This is a genomic window from Candidatus Marifrigoribacter sp. Uisw_064, from assembly GCF_047730175.1.
Lineage (GTDB): Bacteria > Bacteroidota > Bacteroidia > Flavobacteriales > Flavobacteriaceae > Marifrigoribacter.
Genome location: NZ_CP159833.1, coordinates 267,086 through 286,452 on the forward strand (window position 1 = coordinate 267,086; position 19,367 = coordinate 286,452).

Annotated in this window: 17 protein-coding genes; 5 read left to right on the forward strand and 12 right to left on the reverse strand. The window is 32.2% G+C overall.

Annotated elements, in window-relative coordinates:
• Positions 1–19 precede the first annotated feature (19 nt).
• Entirely contained in the window at positions 20–385 is a 366-nt protein-coding gene (locus tag ABXT64_RS01190; RefSeq protein WP_443633569.1) for a hypothetical protein, read from the forward strand.
• Here the strand turns inward: ABXT64_RS01190 and ABXT64_RS01195 are convergent.
• Entirely contained in the window at positions 382–1,659 is a 1,278-nt protein-coding gene (locus ABXT64_RS01195) for an NAD(P)/FAD-dependent oxidoreductase (protein WP_443633570.1), read from the reverse strand. The two genes, ABXT64_RS01190 and ABXT64_RS01195, sit on opposite strands and share 4 nt — an antisense overlap.
• 132 nt (positions 1,660–1,791) lie before the next feature.
• On the opposite strand from ABXT64_RS01195, the gene ABXT64_RS01200 reads away from it, so the two are divergent.
• The 4 genes from ABXT64_RS01200 to ABXT64_RS01215 all read left to right on the forward strand — a co-directional run bounded on the left by ABXT64_RS01200 (position 1,792) and on the right by ABXT64_RS01215 (position 6,709).
• Entirely contained in the window at positions 1,792–2,286 is a 495-nt protein-coding gene (locus ABXT64_RS01200) for an RNA polymerase sigma factor (RefSeq protein ID WP_443633571.1), read from the forward strand.
• Between the two features lie 4 nt (positions 2,287–2,290).
• A complete protein-coding gene (locus ABXT64_RS01205; protein ID WP_443633572.1) occupies positions 2,291–2,929 on the forward strand; it encodes a hypothetical protein in 639 nt (212 codons plus the stop codon).
• 175 nt (positions 2,930–3,104) lie between these two features.
• Complete coding sequence (locus tag ABXT64_RS01210; RefSeq protein WP_443633573.1) at positions 3,105–3,947, forward strand: GLPGLI family protein; 843 nt, start codon at positions 3,105–3,107, stop codon at positions 3,945–3,947.
• Between the two features lie 47 nt (positions 3,948–3,994).
• Positions 3,995–6,709 carry a carboxypeptidase regulatory-like domain-containing protein gene (locus ABXT64_RS01215; RefSeq protein ID WP_443633574.1) on the forward strand — a complete coding sequence of 905 codons (2,715 nt, stop codon included), beginning with the start codon at positions 3,995–3,997 and terminating at the stop codon, positions 6,707–6,709.
• A gap of 427 nt (positions 6,710–7,136) precedes the next feature.
• Here the strand turns inward: ABXT64_RS01215 and ABXT64_RS01220 are convergent, their stop codons facing one another.
• The 11 genes from ABXT64_RS01220 to ABXT64_RS01270 form a co-directional block, all read right to left on the reverse strand.
• Complete coding sequence (locus tag ABXT64_RS01220) at positions 7,137–7,391, reverse strand: T9SS type A sorting domain-containing protein (RefSeq protein ID WP_443633575.1); 255 nt, start codon at positions 7,389–7,391, stop codon at positions 7,137–7,139.
• 198 nt (positions 7,392–7,589) lie between these two features.
• Positions 7,590–8,687: an alanine racemase gene (locus ABXT64_RS01225; protein ID WP_443633576.1), complete on the reverse strand. Its 1,098-nt coding sequence runs from the start codon at positions 8,685–8,687 to the stop codon at positions 7,590–7,592.
• Positions 8,688–8,690: 3 nt separating this feature from the next.
• Positions 8,691–9,131, reverse strand: coding sequence for a GNAT family N-acetyltransferase (locus ABXT64_RS01230; protein WP_443633577.1), 441 nt, complete (start codon positions 9,129–9,131; stop codon positions 8,691–8,693).
• A gap of 526 nt (positions 9,132–9,657) precedes the next feature.
• On the reverse strand, positions 9,658–10,128 hold the full coding sequence (locus ABXT64_RS01235; RefSeq protein ID WP_443633578.1) for a hypothetical protein: 471 nt from the start codon (positions 10,126–10,128) through the stop codon (positions 9,658–9,660).
• Positions 10,129–10,305: 177 nt separating this feature from the next.
• Positions 10,306–13,152 (reverse strand): TonB-dependent receptor, encoded by a 2,847-nt coding sequence (locus tag ABXT64_RS01240; RefSeq protein WP_443633579.1) that lies wholly within the window; start codon positions 13,150–13,152, stop codon positions 10,306–10,308.
• A 798-nt stretch (positions 13,153–13,950) separates the two neighbouring features.
• The gene (locus tag ABXT64_RS01245; RefSeq protein WP_443633580.1) at positions 13,951–14,505 is read right to left on the reverse strand and encodes a YbhB/YbcL family Raf kinase inhibitor-like protein; all 555 of its coding nucleotides are present in this window, start codon (positions 14,503–14,505) and stop codon (positions 13,951–13,953) included.
• Positions 14,506–14,592: 87 nt separating this feature from the next.
• Positions 14,593–15,429, reverse strand: coding sequence for a helix-turn-helix domain-containing protein (locus tag ABXT64_RS01250; RefSeq protein ID WP_443633581.1), 837 nt, complete (start codon positions 15,427–15,429; stop codon positions 14,593–14,595).
• Between the two features lie 312 nt (positions 15,430–15,741).
• Positions 15,742–16,260: a hypothetical protein gene (locus ABXT64_RS01255; RefSeq protein WP_443633582.1), complete on the reverse strand. Its 519-nt coding sequence runs from the start codon at positions 16,258–16,260 to the stop codon at positions 15,742–15,744.
• Positions 16,261–16,292: 32 nt separating this feature from the next.
• The gene (locus ABXT64_RS01260) at positions 16,293–16,916 is read right to left on the reverse strand and encodes a hypothetical protein (protein ID WP_443633583.1); all 624 of its coding nucleotides are present in this window, start codon (positions 16,914–16,916) and stop codon (positions 16,293–16,295) included.
• 40 nt (positions 16,917–16,956) lie between these two features.
• Positions 16,957–17,415 carry a hypothetical protein gene (locus ABXT64_RS01265; protein ID WP_443633584.1) on the reverse strand — a complete coding sequence of 153 codons (459 nt, stop codon included), beginning with the start codon at positions 17,413–17,415 and terminating at the stop codon, positions 16,957–16,959.
• Positions 17,416–17,492: 77 nt separating this feature from the next.
• Positions 17,493–19,073 carry a DUF1036 domain-containing protein gene (locus tag ABXT64_RS01270; protein ID WP_443633585.1) on the reverse strand — a complete coding sequence of 527 codons (1,581 nt, stop codon included), beginning with the start codon at positions 19,071–19,073 and terminating at the stop codon, positions 17,493–17,495.
• Positions 19,074–19,367: the final 294 nt, after the last annotated feature.

The window sequence follows — 19,367 nt, forward strand, 5'->3', positions numbered from 1 at the left end:
ATCATTTAAAAATATCACCATGAAAACAGATATATACACCAAAACCATTTTAACCATTATTGCCGTTTGTCTTACAATCAATGTAGTAAAGGATGCCGATATTATACCTTCAGCGTATGCTTCAGAAGGAAATAATCTACCTGAAATCACTACCGAATATAAATTGGTTCCGATTAATGAATTTGAAACAATAGACGTTCGTATTGTAGACATTAATACCTATGACGAATTAAATGTAAACATTAAAAGCATCGACAGTTACGACGAAATGAAAGTGAATATTAATAGCATCGACACCAGTGACGAGCTAGATGTTAATATTGACGAAGTTGGTGGTGGATTTATAATAAACGGTGGTCCACTTAAAGTAACCATTGAGAATTAAACTTTTCTTTTAAAAGGTCTAATAATTAAACGCGCTGCTTTATCGTAGTTGATATAATTATAGGTCCAATTAAAAAAAGTAACCATTCTATTTCTAAACCCTACTAAAAACCAAAGGTGTACAAACATCCATATAAACCAGGCGATAAATCCTGAGAAGTTTAGATTTTTAATATCTACTACTGCTTTGTTTCTTCCAATGGTTGCCATGGAACCTTTATCGAAATACACAAAAGGTTTCATCGATTTACCATGAAGTACACGTTTAAAGTTTTTACCTAAATTTTTTCCTTGTTGAATCGCAGGTTGTGCCACCATAGGGTGTCCGTTTGGATATCCTTCACTTTTCATGATCGCGATATCTCCAAGCGCATAGATGTCTTTATAGCCTTCCACAGTATTATATTCATTTACCTGATAGCGATTTGCTCTTTTCACCAAAGCTTCCCCATCGAGACCTTGTATTGAAGCTCCTGTTACTCCAGCAGCCCAAATAAATGTTGCGGTATGAAATTGTACTCCAGAATTTGTAGATACTGTATGTCCATCATATTCTTTTACAAAGGTATTAAGATGTACTTGGACGCCTAATTTCTCTAAAAAATACAGGGCCTTTGTAGAAGATTTTTTACTCATAGGAGGCAAAACTCGGTCTGCACCTTCTAATAAATGTACTTGCATTTCATCTTCAGAGATTGAAGGATAATCATTCTCTAAAATTCCTCTTTTAAATTCTGCCAATGCTCCAGCTAATTCAACTCCTGTGGGACCAGCTCCTGCAATTACAAAGTTGAGTAAACTTCTTCTTTTAGCAACATCTGTGGTGAGGTCTGCCTCCTCAATATTCTGAAGCATTAAGCTTCTAATATTTAAAGAATGAGGTACGGTTTTCATGGGCATACTTTTCTCCTCGATGCTTTTATTTCCGAAGAAATTAGTGGTAGAACCACTTGCGATGATTAGATGATCGTAGGCTAATGAACCAATCGATGTTTCAATTGTTTTTGTAGTCGGGTTTATATGCTCCACTTCAGCCATGCGAAAGTGAAAGTTTTTATTATTCCTGAAAATTTTCCGAAGTGGATAGGAAATAGAATCTGGTTCTAATCCTGCCGTAGAAACCTGATATAGTAAAGGTTGAAACGTATGGTAATTATTTCGGTCAAACAGCACAATTTGAAACGCCTCTTTTTGAATCTGCTTAATAAATGAGATTCCTGCAAATCCGCCTCCAATGATCACAATTCGAGGTAACTTAGTGTCTAAGATATTCATCCTATAATTTAGTTTATAAAGGTACAAATTGTAAAACAGAATCGATATCTTTCCTCAAGTTTTAGGTATTTTTTAAGACCTTTGTAACAAAATCTAAAAACGGTCTACTAATAGGCAACTAACAACCCATCATTGAATAAAGAACTCGAACATAGTTTTGTTAAACAGCTGGAAGCTAATCAAAACATTGTACATAAAATATGTAGGTTATATACTCATGATAGTGATTCACACAATGATTTATTCCAGGAAATAACCATCCAACTATGGCGAGCCTTCCCTAAGTTTAGAGGGGATTCTAAGTTTAGTACTTGGATGTATCGTGTCGCTTTAAATACAGCCATCACCTTATATAGAAAGTCTAAACGTAGAATAAAGACACAAGATTTTGAATCGATTAGTTTTAAGATTTCATCGGAAGCTTATGACGATACAGAAGAAGAACAATTAAAGCTAATGTACAGTGCTGTAAAAGAGTTAAATGATATTGACAAGGCGCTTGTTTTCTTGTATTTAGAAGACAAATCGTATCGAGAAATATCGGCTGCATTGGGAATTAGTGAAGTAAACGCGAGAGTGAAGATGAATAGAACGAAAGAAAAATTAAGAAAAATTTTAAATCCGTAAGGGCATGGATCAATTAGAAACATTTAAAAAACAATGGCAAGAGCGGGAACAAGAACTTCCTAGCTTGTCGTATGATAGTATATACAAGATGCTCCTCAAAAAATCTTCCTCTATAGTCAAGTGGATTTTTATAATAAGCATCGCTGAATTATTATTTTGGATCAGTCTTAACTTTTTAATGCCTGACTCTCAAAAAGCAATCATCATTGATCTGGGGATTGAAAATATTATTTTTTACGGTAATATTTTTCACTTTATCATCTTTGGAGTCTTTATCATTTATTTCTATAAAAATTATCAATCTATACAAGTAACCGACGATACAAAAAGCTTGATGAAAAGCATTTTAAATACCCGTAAAACAGTAAAATATTTTGTGTATTATAATGTGGGTATGTTTATCCTTTCAAGTATCGTATTAAATTCATTTTTCTATAATCGTAGTGATCAATTGTATGAAGTAATGGATTTTGCAGCTAAAGGGGTAGCACAAGATAGTTTTGCTTCCGTCTTTATAGTTTCACAAATTATCTTTGGTATTTTGTTTGTAGGGATTTTAATTCTCTTTTATTGGTTGATCTACGGTATTTTATTGAAGCGATTAAAAAGAAACTACAAAGAGCTTAAGAAAATGGAGCTTTAATAAAAAAAGATCGCAATTCCCTCCTATTTATTTAAATATTAGTTATACTATTCATCTCAAAAAAATAGATTAAGCCCTAGGTTTGACCTATGAATTAATGTTAATGTTTTATAAAAAAACATTTGCCGTTTAATATTTATATATATTTGTTAAACATAATTAATTTATAACCGTCATGAAATCATTTTCCTTTATATTAATTACCCTCTCTTTTTTAATTCTAACCTCATTTAAACCAAGTGTCCAAGAATTTCAAGGTCAGGCATTTTATTTTTCTAAATCTAAAATGGAGCTAGGTACTTGGGGAGCAAAAATGAGTGAAGCACAGAAGAAACAAATACAAGCACGTCTTAAGAATAGATTGGAAAAGACCTTTGTATTAAGCTTTAACAAGGAAGAATCCGTATTTAATGAAGAAGACCAAGTAGACGCCATGTCTGGTGCTACAGATACTTGGGGGAGTAATTTTTCAAGAGGCGAGCAATATAAAAATGTAAAAGAAAATGTTTTAATTCAAAGTCAAGAATTCTATGGTAAGAAGTTTTTAGTTAAGGATAAACTACAATCTATAGAATGGAAGATGGGTTCAGAATCAAAACAAATTGGACAATATTTATGTTTTAAAGCAACTTCCTTAGTTCCCACAGCAGAGTTGACTTGGTATGATTTTTCTTGGAGTGATCTAAGACCTGCTGCTACTGAAAAGAAAACGGATTCCACAGACGCAACTATTGAACCTATTGTACCTGAAATACAACTAACTGAAATTGAAGCATGGTATACACTTCAAATACCCGTAAGTCATGGACCCGCTGAATATTGGGGTCTACCAGGTCTTATTTTAGAGGTAAGTGCTGGCAATACAACGATACTTTGTTCTAAGGTGGTAATAAATCCTACAGAGGAAATTTTAATTGAAGCTCCAGATAAAGGGAATGAAATTACAAAAAGTGAATATCAAGCAACTATCCAAGAAAAAATGCTTGAAATGAGAAACAACCGAGGAAGAAGATATTAATATTTTCTGAAATAAAATTAATACCAACCCTTCATTAAAGCGAAATAATGAAAAAAATATGCTGTCTTTTGCTAATTTTTATAGCTTGTACCTCTTATGGTCAAATTAAACTTGAAGGTATTGTTAAAGATAGCCTGAACACTCCCTTGGAATTAGCGAATGTAGTCGCAATCAACCAAGAAACAAGTGGTTTAGAATCTTATTCAATTACTGATGAACAAGGAAAATATACCCTCAAATTAGGACAGAATAACACTTATAATATACAGATTAGTTATATCGGTAAGAAGACTTTTACAGAGGTACTTTCAACAAAAGAGATTGATCTAATAAAAGACTATACCTTAGCATATGACAATGTTTTGGAGGCGGTGGAACTTACATATGAAATGCCGATTGTTGTAAGAGGTGATACCCTTATTTACAATGCTGATTCTTTTAAAGACGGGACTGAACGAAAGTTAGAAGATGTGCTTGAAAATTTACCAGGCGTCGAAATCAATGAAGATGGACAGATTGAAGTGGAAGGCAAAGTAGTTAATAAGCTTATGGTAAATGGCAAGGACTTTTTTGATGGAGACACCAAATTAGCAACCAAAAATATTCCGTCCAATGCGGTAGATAAAATACAAGTGCTTCGTAATTATTCTGAAGTGGGTCAACTAAGTGGTGTAAGAAACAACCAAGATAATGTGGCGCTGAATATTAAATTGAAAGAAGGGAAAGAAAACTTTTGGTTTGGTAATGTAACTGCAGGTGGTGGATTATCACCAGACGATGGACTTTATTTATTTCAGCCTAAACTATTTTATTACAGCCCAAAGTACAGCCTTAATTTTATAGGCGACCTCAACAATACGGGTGAAGTAGCCTTAACAAGGCGTGATATAAGAGGATTTGGAGGTGGTTTTAGAGCACCAAGCACTAGCAGTGGAACTAGTTTAAATCTTGGCGATAACAGTCTTAATTTCTTAACGAATCAAGATAATGCCTTGGAAATTGAAAATAAATTGGCAACCGGTAATTTTAGCTATTCCCCTACGCAAGCCATAGACTTTAGTGGATTCCTAATTTACAATAGTAGTCGTATTCTTTCCAAAGAAACAAGTTTTGTTCAATATACAGATCCAGATTTGGGTATTCCCGATGAAGTTACCGAAGAATCTAGCAAAGAACGTTCTAATCAAGGATTGTTAAAACTAAGTGCATCGTACCAACCCAATGCCAATAATCAAATGGATTATGACATCTTGGGTCGTATATCAAACGATTCCCAAAAACAAAACATTTTATCTTCGGTGATCGGAACTACCAATCAGTTGGATGAAGTCACCCCTTATAGCATCAATCAAAATTTAAAATATTATTACACGCTAAACGAAACCAATATTTTCGCTTTTGAAGCGCAGCATCTATTAAAAAACGAAGACCCATTTTATAATGTCGTTTTAGATAACAATCCTACCGGTGAAGATGCTTTTGACTCGACAGCAGATGCCTTGGGTCTAGACAGTTCTTTAACAAATTATGACCTTGGTCAAAACAGACGCATTAAATCCAATCAACTAGATGCTAAATTAGATTATTACAACATTCTTAATGCCAAGAGTAATATCAACTTAACCCTTGGAACTATTTTGAGTCGTCAAGAATTCAATTCTAATATTTTCCAGTTTCTAGCCGATGGATCTCAATTTGAACCCACTCCAAACTTCAATGAAGGGCGAGTGACCAACGACACTGAATATAAATTTAGCGATGTTTATTTGGGAGCACATTACCGTATTAAATCTGGGAAATTTACAGTAACCCCTGGTTTTTCAGTCCATGCCTACGGAAACAGAAATAGTCAATTTGGAGAAACTGTTGAAGATAATTTCTTTCGGTTTTTACCAGATTTCGAAACCCGAATTCAGATTAAAAAGAGTGAAGCTCTCACCTTCCGATATGATATGCGGAATCAATTTACCGATATCACCCGATTGGCTCAAGGGGTTGTCTTAAATAGTTACAACAGCATACAATTTGGTGAACCTGATCTTCAGAATGCCTTGTCGCATAACGTGAGTTTGTTTTACAGTAGTTTCAATCTCTTTAATTATACGAATGTATTTGCTAGAGCGTCCTACTCAAAGAATATCGATCAAATACAAAGTGTCACGAATTTCGACAATGTAATTCGTACCAATACTTTTTTCAACTCTAATTTTGCAGATGAAAATTTTAATCTCTCTGGGCGCATGCAGAAAACCTTTGGTAAGGTACGAGCAAGCTTTAGAGCTAATTTTAATTATAGCAAAATAAATCAGTTTATTCAAGGTCAGAAATCACTTAATGAAGGCTATACCCAAACCTATACGCCAGGCATACGAACCAATTTTAAGGTGGCACCTAACGTTAGTTTGAGACATCGCTTTAGTGTAACGAACAATAACCAAGGAAGTCGTACCACTAAATTTGTAACGAATGCACCCTCAATAGAGTTTGATGCCTATATATGGAAGAAAGTGATCATTAGATCTAATTATAGCTATACCCACCAAGATCTTGGTAATGGCGAATCGCAGTCTTTTCAGAACTGGGATGCTAGGCTTTCGTATAGAAAAAGTAGGGATGCAAAGTGGGAATACGAAATCAAGGCTACTAATTTATTGAACATCGATTCTCAGGTAAGAAACAGTGCAAATAATATCTCGGTGTTCTCTTCGGAAACCTTTGTACAACCTCGATTTATAACGCTTAGGTTTGTATATACTTTATAATAGAGCGCGTTGAAGTAAATGGTTTATTCCCTTAATCTGAATCTACTAAAGCCTCAAAGGCTGATCGTTTTTCATCCATCCATTGTTTAAATATATCTTAATCTACCGTTTGCATGAGGGCTCTCATCTTGTTCATGGCGGCCAAATGCGCTTTATCATTTTGCTGAAACATTTCTATGCCGTGTTGTTTACTAAAGGTGTTGTATTCCCTCAAAAGTATCAGCTTTAAATACAAGGTCGCAAGCGCCACCTAATTGGTTGAAGGTCATTGATTTAAATGTGGGTGGGTTTTGGTTGGTTTGTAGGTTTAGCTATATTGGCAAGCATCTAAATTAGTAAAAAGAAACGAACCAGAGGAAAATCCTCGAGGATTTTGGTAAGCAAGCTTGAAGTAGCAATTAATTTTATACGGTGTCGGCAATTGTCTTTACTCCTTAGCTACTTTTACCATACTATGTTTTCCATTCATATCAGCAATGTATAAAAAATAGAACCCTTGCTCTAAACTTGAAATATCAATACGGTTTAAAGAAATCTTGTAAAGAATTAACTGACCTAAAGAATTATAAATCTTCAAACTTGCAATACTCCCCGCAACTTCAACATTTAAGACATCTTTAGTTGGATTTGGACTTACTATAATCTTCGCTAATATATTATCCTTTATACCTAAAATAGTCAAATTCTAGAACTATACTATTTTATGATCATTCCAATAAGTACCTAGGATGTCTTGATCTCCATCTCCACCTAAATCTGAGGTATGGAAAGATGCGTTTTTGCAATCGTAATTTTTCAATGTTTAAATTTAAGTTTTAGAAACATTCTATCTTATTGAATTTAGCAATTTTTTATACCCATTGTTGGCTGTTCATTGTTTTTAATCAAATTTTTTATCAATGAATTTTGAATTCAAAAGTCTAGCTACTGCCATGTAATTTGGTTTAAAATGTATTTTGTCCCCTATGCTATATTTCTTTTTTCCATCTTTCGTAGTGTTTGTACCAATATCGACAACAAGCATATCTGAGGTTATCCCAACATAGTCTAATTTTTCGTCTATAAATTCAATATCATTTTGATCAACATCTAATAAACCGAAATCAAGGATAGCCTTAATTGAAGTCTCATTAACATCCTCATCATTAAAATCCGCAGATTGTCCAATATTAGCATTACTTATTATGCCATCAGGAACAATTTTTTTTTCTTCAAGTTCAATGATGTTAGCGCAAAATTCAAAGGTGTCAATTGAAAGTTCTTTAAACTGTTTATTCTCTAATGGACTGGTTCCAAAAAATATGGCTTCCCCAACACGAAAATGGTTAATATCTTTTGGAATTGTATTATTTTCAATAAGTGGTAGAGTGATGGATGTTCCTCCAGAAACAAATTCCAAATCCTTATTAAATTTTACTGAAATTAGTTCCTCATAAAGTGATAATTGTAATAACTTATCATAAGAAGGTTCAACTCCATACATACAACCTAAATTAGAGCCAATACCGATAACCTCAATATTGGAAAGTTGAAAAACACTTTCATAAAAGTTCATTAACTCAGTTCTTTTTACACCTTCACGTAATTCACCAAGTTCCACCATTATTATTATTTGATGAATGATATCAACCTTTTTAGCCGCTTCATTTAAAGCCACAATAGTGGTATAGGAACTATTCAGAGAAATATCAGCGTATTTTACAATATCATCTGCATATATTTTTGCAGGAGGTTTAATATAAATTGTTTTCATTTCAGGATTCACAGCTTTTAAATTTTTTAAGCTCGTTAATCTGGAATCACCGACAGAGTCTATCTTCTGAATAATTTCATCAGTAAGAATATGTTTTAGAAACTCTTTATCTCCTGAAAAAACTTTTGTAATTAAACTCCAAGTAATATTATGAGAATCAAAATATGCACTCAAATACTTGATATTATTTTGAATTTTTTTTGTATGAATTCTTAACTCAGCCATAAACTATTTCTTTAATCTCATTTCTAGATAAGGGTTGGTAAACCCAAGTTTTTCATATAGGTATTTTGCAGGGTTATTTGCTTCCACATGAAGAGCAATATCTCCTTTTGCATATTCAATGGCATTTTGCATTAAAATTCTCCCTAGTCCTTTACCACGATATTCTTTATGGGTAGCAATGTATACAAGTATGTTCTCTGGAATATATCCTCCCATTCCAGTCTCATTAATTACAGTTATTCCAACAATATTATTGTCATCTATAATAAGCATTGTGAACCCTCCAAAAGAGGTGATTTCTTTTATTGAGTATTCAATTGCTTTTTGAATATCTTTTTTAGGGTCTCCAAATCCTTGAAGATGTTCAAAGAGAAAATTTACTATTTCTTTTTTTTCTACTGAACTTGGTCTGTTTACCTCATCAAATATTCTTGTTTCAATCATAAACATTATGTTTTATGACAGTATACTCAATTTTTCGGGATAACCAAATTATATCAGGTTTATTAATGACAGCCAACGTGTTTCTTTAGTTTGTATTAAATATCTTTAGATAGAAAAAGAGGAGAACTATAACGTATTTTAGATTTCAAGCTCCAGTAAACTTACGAGTCCTCTCTTTCTATAAAGGTGCCAAGAACCATTTGGAATACCAGGAGTTAATCTTCCGATAAAGGAAGTAGTTAAAGTGCAATGTCGTTTTTTATATTGTTGCCAAAGGTTTTGTATAACGAAAGTGGCGTTTAGTGGCGTTTAGTGGCGTTTAGTGGCGTGAGATTCGTAAGAATAAATTTGCGCAGCAAATGTTGGCCCTGCAGGCAGGCAGGCAGGTGAGCGTTGGAAAGCCGCTTTACGTTATATTCCGATTATAAATTTAGTTAATTATATGTTCTAATTTTTAAAACAACTATTTATTTAGCCATTTTTGTTATACGTTGTTAGCCACTGGCTTTTTTACTTTTTATTATTTTCAGTCTAGATTGCACCAATTTTTAAATTCACTGTTATAGGCGTTTGTATAAGACCCATCAATATCATAAGTAAGCATGTAAGTCTTTTTAATTTTGTTATAATAATATTTTACTTTGGACTGTTTAATTTCTAACATATCAAGATTTTCGGGGTAAACTTTGTAAATAACTTGATATTCTTCGATTTGTTGAACAACATCCTTAGCTCTTTTTAATGAAATAAATTCCTGCCCTTTGATTCCAACAAAAACGAACGGAAGAAATAATATAGCAGTGAGTATTGAATTTAATAGATTTCCTTTAAGATTTCTTTTGAAAAGAAGCTTTCGAACAAATAAACTTAGTATTAAAGCGGCAATTACAAATAATAAGATTGGTAAAAAGCAAACAACAGTCAGGAAGGACCCATAAAAACCAAATAGCACTCCTACTACTATGGGTGAAATTATCAGATATATCTTTTTATTCATAGTTTAAAAATTCCTAAAAAGTGATTCTTTCCTATAACCCTATAAATTTAGATTTGTTGCGTTAAGTTATTGAATGGAGTTTAGCTTCAATAATTTACACTAACCTCCCTAAATATAAAAACAAAAAAAAGCCTCTCCATTGTATCATGAAGAGGCTTTGTAAAAAAATATACTGTTTTAGAATCTATAGTTCACTGAAAAGTTAATCATAGTTCCTAATTGACTAAAGTGATACCCATCATACGTCATTTGAGAATAACGTTGATTAAAAGTAATCAAGTTAGAAGGTGAGTTAACAACGGCTGCGCCATCAAGTATCGCCTGACCTGTAGAAGTTGCGTCCGTAAATTCCCATTCTGGTAATACATTTAATAGGTTATTAACGTTTAATGCGAGTGTTACTTTATCAGTCGCACTATAAGTGATTCCTAAATCCGTAACAATTTTAGCTAGAAATTCAGTTCTTAAATCTGAACCGCCATCTTGAACTGCATCAGCAGGTATATCATCACTATCAATAAAAAGGCCTTCAAGATTTTGTAAACCTTGCTGAGCAAACTTGGTTTTCCCAAAATAAGTATTATTCAAGTTAAAACCGAATTTACCTAATTCATAATCAGCTCCTAAGATCCACTTAGTCTCTGGTCTTGATGTAAAGAATAATGCTTCTTGCGTTTCATTTACAACAGATTGACCAGAATTAGCTACTAAAGGAATATCCTTTACATCGCCATCTCTTTCGTTTTGAATAGTATAGTTACCTGATAAATTAAGATTTAATCTACCTTCCCCTAATTTGATGTTCTTTTTACTTAATACAACATCAATACCAGATGTTCTTGTATCTATCGCGTTAGAAAAGAAACTTACATCACTCAAGTTATTCTCAGCTAAAAGAATATCTAATGGATTTGCTGTATCTCCCGTTGCACCAATTTCTGTACCCAATACAATTCTATCTTCAACGGCAATGTTATAATAATCTACAGTAAAGCTTAGGTTATTGGCAAGTTTTCCACCAAATCCTATTGTGAAGTTCTTAGACGTTTCAGCATCTAATTCTGGTATTCCCAATAATTTTGCTTGTGTAGATACATTGTTAATTAAACCACCCACTTGAATCCCTTGTCCAGGAACAAAGCTGTATTGTGCTTTTTGAGTATAAATCTGGTGTAATGTTGGTGCTCTAAATCCAGAAGATACAGAAGCTCTTGCAGAGATTTTGTCTGTAATTTTATAACGAGTACTAAATTTGTAAACAAAGGTGTTTCCAAAATCTGAATAATTTTCAGTTCTAACTGTTCCACTTAATAGAAAAGCATCACTAACATCATAATCTAAAGATAAATATCCACCAAAGTTATACCGATTAAACTTCCCTGAATTTTGAGGTGCATTTCCTGCAAAAGAATCTGCTCCACCACCATCATAAGATGCTAATTCACCTTCGATTACTTCAAAAGTCTCATTTCTAAACTCAGCTCCTATACCAATACTTACTTTATCAGATAAGATTCTATTCATATCAATGTTCCCTACATTATGAGTGAACTTTGTTCCACCTGGATCAAATGATTGCTGGCTATTTGATTGGTATAAAGGAGCTCCCTCAGTAACTTCACCATCATCAATAACTCCATTATTGTTACTATCAATCCACGTTGATGGTGAAAACACTTCATTTCTGTTATGAGATTGATTCACTTTATATGTCTGTGTGTTTCCACCTGTAGTATAACTTAAGTCAACATTCCATTCGTTGATTTTTGTTTTTACTCCTACTGTTCCGTTGTAGTCGTTAAGTAGTCCTTCAAATGTAGGCACGTATCCGTCGTATCCTCCAGCATTATTAGGATTATCTCCTGGGAAAAAATCTGCTAAGTAAGGAAAATCATCTACAGTTCTCCAATACGGAGTTCTATAGTTTGCAAAACTGTTTACTTTCTTATACACATAAGCTGCATTAAAATATAACTCTGTGTCATCACTTAAATCAAGTCCACCATTTATTAAGAATTTTGAAGAAGCAGTTTCTGGAGAACCGTTGATGTTATTTGCATCAGGGTTACGAGATAAAAATTCTTGTACATCTGCAAGATCTGCACCAAAATCTGCTGCTTCACCTGCAGCATTAACTGTACCTGGTCTATTAGCTAAATTTACTTTAGAAAGATCTATTGTATAATTTACAAATCCTTTATCGTCTCCAATTTCAGATCCATTATTTACTGAGATACCTACCATTTCACCATCACCTTCAGAAGTAATTCCTGTTCTTAATGTAGCAGAGCCTTTATTCACATCATCCTTAAGAATAATATTCATTACACCAGCAATCGCATCAGAACCATATTGTGCAGATGCTCCATCTCTTAGGATTTCAACACGCTTAATTGCGTCTGTAGGTATTGCAGAAATGTCTGCACCTGTTTCTCCACGTCCTGGTGACGTTTGTGTGTATAATAAAGCACTTAAGTTCTTTCTCTTACCATTAATTAATATCAATGTTCTACTAGGTCCCATGTTTCTTATTTCATAAGGATCTAGAAGCGACGTCGCATCATTCACTGGCGTTTGCACCGTATTAAATGAAGGTATCTTATACTGCAAGGCCTTATCAAAGGTTACCTGACCTGTATTTTGAATATCTTCAGAAGTTAAAACATCTACCGGTAAAGCAGTATCAGTTTGACTTCTAGGTGCCGTTCTTGAACCAACAATTACAACCTCATCCAGACTAAGTCCTTCTGCAAGCGTAATGTTTAGTGTCGTTTGGCCATTTACTTCCATACTATTCGTTTCATAACCTAAAAGGCTAATCACAAGCGTAGCATTGTCCTGTACTGTAATCGTGTAGTTCCCTTCAAAATCGGTCAAAGAGCCGTTTGATGTTCCATCTTCAACAATATTTGCTCCGGAAATTGGGGAGTTACTCTTATCACTCACAGTACCCGTAACGGTAGTTTGAGCGATTGAGCTGATACTGAAAAGAGTACCTAGTAATAATAAAGTAATTTTTTGCATAAGGTTTGTTTAAAATTAATATTAAATAATTTTCAAAAATTTAACGTTTTGAATTAATAATTTCGCTAAAAATAATACTATTAATATCTAATCAATAATTAATTAGGTGTTAATTCAGCTATTTCTCATACACACTGCCATATGTAGTTGTTTTCTTACAGCGCAGGGGTAAATAGTGTTCATAGGTATTAATTCGGCCAATAAATATGGTGTAAATCCAAACATTAACATTCATAAAATACTCAATTTGTTTTCTTTTATTTTTCTTGTAAGATTAACAATACCGATTTCGGTTTTTAGTTTTCGAAACGTTATTAATATCAAAACCAATAACAATATGTTTTCTCCATAATAGTAAATTGAAGATATCCCAAGTTGAACTAAACCAATTAGCACATAAATAATTAGAAGAATAGTCAGAGTTAGAATTATATAGTTATTCTCTGATTTTCCATTATCAAAGTTATTTCTAATGAGTAGACAAAAAATTCAGCAAATAGTTTTCGTATAAGCTATAATAATAGGAATCATAAACCCACACAATAATCCTTGGGTTCAATATCTGTATATAGAACTTAAACCTTGGTGTAAGTATAGAATGTTAAAAACCAACCATATAAGTTCGATTATTTTTTCTACTTTCATTTTTTTGCATTATGCACAAACGGTTTTGTATATGAAAAGTAGCAGATTTATTTGCGATAATTTTACGTTATAAAACAAAGATAGCAGAAAAGAAATAAACTTTAAGTTTAGCTCTTAACTGCTATTTTTTACATAGGGTCTTGTGTGCAGTACTTATTCGTTTCGTTTGTAATAAGCTACAATACTTGCCTTTGCTAATGTTTGATTCCAAAGTTTAAAACCAACAATGGCTGGATTTATATTTTCATCAAGTCCTAATTTATCTGTTTTTAAAGCATAAACAGTAATTATATATTGGTGGAATCCGTGTCCTTTAGGTGGACAAGGCCCTCCAAATCCTTTAATTCCATAATCCGTTATACTTTGAATAACACCTTTAGGTGCTAAATTTAATTCAACATTTCCTGCATTAGTTACCAATTCATTTACGTTAGCAGGAATGTCAAAAACGACCCAATGCCAAAATCCACTTCCTGTTGGTGCATCTGGGTCATACATTGTTATAGCAAAACTTTTTGTTCCTTCAGGTGCATTTGCCCATAAAAGTTGTGGCGATTTGTTATCTCCAGTACACCCAAATCCATTAAATTCTTGTGTCTTTGTTGCTTCTCCACCTAAATCGTTACTTAATAAGGTAAATGTTTTTTGTCCGAAACTGGCTGTTGTGAAAATTAGTGACAGCATTAAAATTAAACTTGTTTTTTTCATTTTATTATGTTTTAATATTTGATACAAAATTAAATCTTAAATGAAAAAAGAGACATAGTTAAACGCTCAAAAAGTGTCGCAAAAAGCTCATTCTGTTTGTTGCTGTTTTGGTGTTTTATTGTATTTTGATTTATAAGCCTGAATAAAGCTCGATAAATTTTCGTAACCTACTTCAAAATATATTTCAGAAGATTTTTTATGTTTTTGATTGAGCAAATAGTAAGCGTGTTCTAATCTTTTGTTTTGAAACCATTTGATAGGTGATTCAGAATAATGTTTTTCAAATTCTCTTTTGAAAGTTGATACACTCATATTACATAAAAAAGCTAATTCTTTCAAGGTTAGTTTTTTCAATTGATTACTCTCAACAGTTCGAGTAAAGTTTTGAGTAAGATTATCATTATTGGACGTTAAAGAATATAAAATATGTGTTCCGTGTAGCTCTATAAGATAGAGCATTATCTCTTCAAATTTCACTTCAATTATTTTTTTTTGTACTGTTTTTGAAAGTTTAGAAATATCTATTAAGCTATCAACAAAGCGTTTAATAAATTTATCATACTCAAATGAATAAACAGATTTATATTCGTTCTGTTCAATGTTATTTAGTTCGAATTTTTGAATGAATTTGGATAAGGTTTCGTTAGTGAAAAATAAAAGAATACTTCTATAATTTTTAATTTCGGATAGTTTTTCTGTCATTAAACAATGACCAGATTTCATAATTAAAAACTTGCGATTATCAATAGAAAGGTCTGAATTATCAAAAATCACTTCTTTGTTTCCTTCAATTAAAAAACTAAATGTATTCTGATTTAGAATGATTTGTTGTTTGGATATTTCCTTTGAACTACAATAGTCATAAACTTGAACAGTCAGTGACTTTTCAGAGTTTAATGATTCAGGCAGTTTAATTATATCCATTCTTGTTTTCAGGGTTTCATGAGGTATTGCACACAACGTGTTTGTATATGGTTTGTTACGTGTTTTAAGCAACTAATTTAGTAAATAATTACCGACCAAGAAAGTCTGCAAGGACTTTCTTGGTCGGTAAGAATCTAGCAATTAATTATACACGGTATTGGCAAATCGTTTTTTTATTTTTCATTTAGATTTAAATTCAATCATGATTTCAGTCCTGTATTAAATCCGATTACACCGCATACGAACGGTGTTGTGAGAGGCCGCACTCTGTTAGTTTCTAGCAGAGCCATCATGCGATTGGCAAATCGTATTTTAATCCTCGTCGTATTTGTAAACTATTTCTTTCAATATATCGTTCTCAAATTTAAAAATGAAAAGTGTTGTATGTTTCAAATTACCAATTGTAATCGAATTAGCTTTTAATTCTGTTTTTACTATATTTTCAAGGATTCCTTTTTTTTCTCCAATAGTAATAGTGTCTAAAAATTTAAAACGCGAATTCTTTATCTTGGCTGAAACTATTATTTCCCAATTTGATTCTCGATAAAAGTGAATTTTAGTTTTGTCAAAAATTAGTGTTTTACTAGTATCAGCAACTGTTTTGTTGTGTGTGTTAATTTCAGGTTTTTCTTCTCCTTCAAATACTGGATTAAAAGCTATTCTATATAAGTCGGATTTCAATAGCATTAGTAAGCTATCATTTTCAATGTATTGTTCTGTAAAAACAGTTTCCTCAATCTTATTTTTCGATTCAAATTTTTGAGTTTCGTTTTGTTTACAGGAAATTAATAAGATTATAATTCCGACGGAAGTGAGTAGTCGTGTTTTCATAGGCTTGCTAACGATTGGTGTTTCTAGATTTTTTAGTATAATTTCCTCATCAAATCCACCTTTTTTGAAGGTTTAGGGATTTGCTTTATACTCCCTTTAAATGGCTCTCTTACTAATTCAAATTCATCAGTTTCTCCGATGAGATGAAAAATATAGCAATGTTCTTTATAGGTGCGTTCCTGACCGCTTGATAATGAATGGTCTAATTTTCCATTTATTTTAATCTCAATAGAAGTGTTCATCTCTAAATTGCACAGCTTGAAATTCTCCCTTTTTGGTTCACCAATCTCATAATAATCATAAAGAAGATGAAGTTCTATTTGGTTATCCACTTTCTTTAATTGAAATATTTCGAATTTTACTTTCCCGACAAGAGTGAAATATTGGACTTGTTTTAAGGCTTTAATCTCTGATTCAGAATTAAAATCATTCAAGATGATAAGGTCACAATTTAAGATATCTGTATTATAGTCTAATTTTGATAAAATCAATTTACCATCTTTCAAGTAGGCAGATTTTGAATTGAGTTGGCTTTTCCATGCTGTTAGTTCTTTTCTGTCTGAAAACGACTTCAGATCCTTATGATACTGGACGTAATTATGGTATACTTGAAGCAGTAATTTTGATTTTTTTGTTTTAATGATTTCCTCTTTCATTTCTTATTGCCAGCACTATTATAATGCTTTTAATGGTGTTTTAAAATTTTACATATTCAGTTTCAGTACTATTGTTAGCCCATTTAATTTTTAGAGTGTCATTTTCAGTCAATGTAATAATTCCTTTATGACTTTTATCTTTGTAAAAAACGGTGATTTCGTTTTTATCTAATTTATAGGGAATATCACTATCACTTTCAAAATCCACCACATTAAATGATTTAGCGCTTAGTCTAAAATCAGCAAATGGGGCGGTTGGGTCTTGAGTCCAAGTTCCGAATAATTTTGTGGTGTCAACTTCTAAATTTCTAAAAATTGATTCCTCTAGTTGTTCACTATTTTTAATTTCTCTTTTGCTATAATTAAATACGGCAATTGAATTGGTTTTCAATATAGTCTCTAGTCCTAAAATAAGAGCCTTATTTTTCTTCTCATTTTTACATGAAAAATTATTTAGAACTAGAATCGAAATTATAATGTATGTTATTTTTTTTCGCATTATGCAAAAAGTGATTATCTGTTTTTTATTCCAAAATTTATAGACATTACTAGGGGTTTTAACAAAGAATATTTTTATTAATCAAAAGTTAAGTTGGTATACTGATCTCCATACGCTTTATCTGAGGGTATTGTTTTTTTTCTGAAATCATGTTGATTTCCGTGTATGGTATCTTTAAAATCACCTGTCCATGTTGTTTTACCACCAATAGTTTGAGCATAATAATAATAAATTCTATTTTCAGTATTTGCTAAATAGACTTCTTCATTTGGTTCTATATTAAAGTACCCTTTGGTTTCCCATTCGTCATCTAAGTTTTTAAATATTATGGCAAGTTCAATTTTTTTATTACACTTATTTTTAAAATTTAGTTTATAAAATTGATCTTCAATAGGGTCATTAATAGAGTTTACTTTTTTTGATTTTACAAGTTCCCCGTTTTCATAAAGGAATTTATATTTTTCACCATCTTCAAATTGATACCATTCTCCTTCTTTTTCAACATCTACAAATTCACCTTTATACCTTAGTTCTCCATTCTCATAATACTCTACATAATTGCCGGTATAATCGCCAGAGTTATCTTCAGTATATTTTTTTTCTAATTGACCGTTTGAAAAATAGAAAGACCATTCTCCGTTTTTGTCGTCATCTTTGTATGCGCCTTTTTCCTTTAGTTTTCCATTTTCATAATAGAAAGACCATTCTCCGTCTTTGTCGTCATCATTGTATGCGCCTTTTTCCTTTAGTTTCCCATTTTCATAATAACTCTCATAATTGCCTATAAAACCGATATATTCCTCTTTAGAATAATATTTTTTTAATTGGCCGTTTGAATAATATTTCCAATAGGTCCAGTTTCCTATTCCTCCATAGTAGTGCCCATAACCGCCACCTTTTTTTCCATTATTACCTTTTTCGTATGGGGAACCATTTTCTAAATATTCTTCATATAATCCAATTTTATTGCCATCTACAAAGGTTGTATTGCTTTTTAGTTGCCCATTATTGTAATATTCTTTGTGTATGCCAACTTCCTCTCCTTTAATAAATTCTCCTATTGTTTTCAGTTGCCCATTTTCATAATATTCCTTACTTACGCCATGGTATTCGCCATCTAGCAAATTAGATTCCTCTTTTAGTATAAATTTATAAGGGTCATCAGTCGCGTAATAATCGTTCCGTATCGCTTTACCTATAGCAATCTCTTCATTATACTTATTAATTCCTAATTTTTCACTTATAACAATGACCCCATTGGGCAGATATGCTTTATATACACCCGTTCTAATGGTTTCGTCGTATTCGCCATCAAAAAAATAAACACTTTTATAGGTGCCTTCCTCTTTTAATTCTCCGGTTTCCCAAAACGTTTTAAAAGGACCAACTTTATAGCTATTTTTATATGTGGCATAGTCATCTAATTGTCCTTTTTTATTGTAACTCCAATACGCTCCATCCAGCTCTCCATTTTTCATAGTTCCTTTTTCTGAAAGCGTACCATCCTGGTAATATTCAATAAAAGAACCGTGTTCTATAGTATCAACATAATTTTTAATAGATCTTAATTGACCATTGTCATAATACTCCTTTTTTTCTTGAGCAATGATTAGGTTAGTGAATAGTGTTAGTGTTAATAATAAGATGATGTTTTTCATGTTTCTTTTTTTATTGTTTTTTTAAGGTCTCATGCTGTTCGCTATTAATCATTCCTTTGGGTGATAATACTTTTAGTATGCTCGTTTCATGTTTCTTTTTTTAAAATCGTGATATATATATTAAAGCCAGTAGTTCTTGTATTGGTGTGTTTGATTTTGTTGGGATACCTATTGCTTAAAGGTTTTTTTAAAACTTAATGCTCCATTTTTAGTATACTATTTCCATACGCTAGTTTCTGTAACGTTTATATTAATTTTAGCAACAGCAGACTAAATAGTTGCTAATTAGCACCA

Bases quoted from the DNA above. Each gene is read 5' to 3' on its own strand.
- ABXT64_RS01190 (WP_443633569.1), top strand. From the start codon at position 20: ATGAAAACAGATATATACACCAAAACCATTTTAACCATTATTGCCGTT.
- ABXT64_RS01195 (WP_443633570.1), bottom strand. From the start codon at position 1,659: ATGAATATCTTAGACACTAAGTTACCTCGAATTGTGATCATTGGAGGC.
- ABXT64_RS01205 (WP_443633572.1), top strand. From the start codon at position 2,291: ATGGATCAATTAGAAACATTTAAAAAACAATGGCAAGAGCGGGAACAA.
- ABXT64_RS01210 (WP_443633573.1), top strand. From the start codon at position 3,105: ATGAAATCATTTTCCTTTATATTAATTACCCTCTCTTTTTTAATTCTA.
- ABXT64_RS01215 (WP_443633574.1), top strand. From the start codon at position 3,995: ATGAAAAAAATATGCTGTCTTTTGCTAATTTTTATAGCTTGTACCTCT.
- ABXT64_RS01225 (WP_443633576.1), bottom strand. From the start codon at position 8,687: ATGGCTGAGTTAAGAATTCATACAAAAAAAATTCAAAATAATATCAAG.
- ABXT64_RS01230 (WP_443633577.1), bottom strand. From the start codon at position 9,131: ATGATTGAAACAAGAATATTTGATGAGGTAAACAGACCAAGTTCAGTA.
- ABXT64_RS01235 (WP_443633578.1), bottom strand. From the start codon at position 10,128: ATGAATAAAAAGATATATCTGATAATTTCACCCATAGTAGTAGGAGTG.
- ABXT64_RS01240 (WP_443633579.1), bottom strand. From the start codon at position 13,152: ATGCAAAAAATTACTTTATTATTACTAGGTACTCTTTTCAGTATCAGC.
- ABXT64_RS01245 (WP_443633580.1), bottom strand. From the start codon at position 14,505: ATGAAAAAAACAAGTTTAATTTTAATGCTGTCACTAATTTTCACAACA.
- ABXT64_RS01250 (WP_443633581.1), bottom strand. From the start codon at position 15,429: ATGGATATAATTAAACTGCCTGAATCATTAAACTCTGAAAAGTCACTG.
- ABXT64_RS01255 (WP_443633582.1), bottom strand. From the start codon at position 16,260: ATGAAAACACGACTACTCACTTCCGTCGGAATTATAATCTTATTAATT.
- ABXT64_RS01260 (WP_443633583.1), bottom strand. From the start codon at position 16,916: ATGAAAGAGGAAATCATTAAAACAAAAAAATCAAAATTACTGCTTCAA.
- ABXT64_RS01265 (WP_443633584.1), bottom strand. From the start codon at position 17,415: ATGCGAAAAAAAATAACATACATTATAATTTCGATTCTAGTTCTAAAT.
- ABXT64_RS01270 (WP_443633585.1), bottom strand. From the start codon at position 19,073: ATGAAAAACATCATCTTATTATTAACACTAACACTATTCACTAACCTA.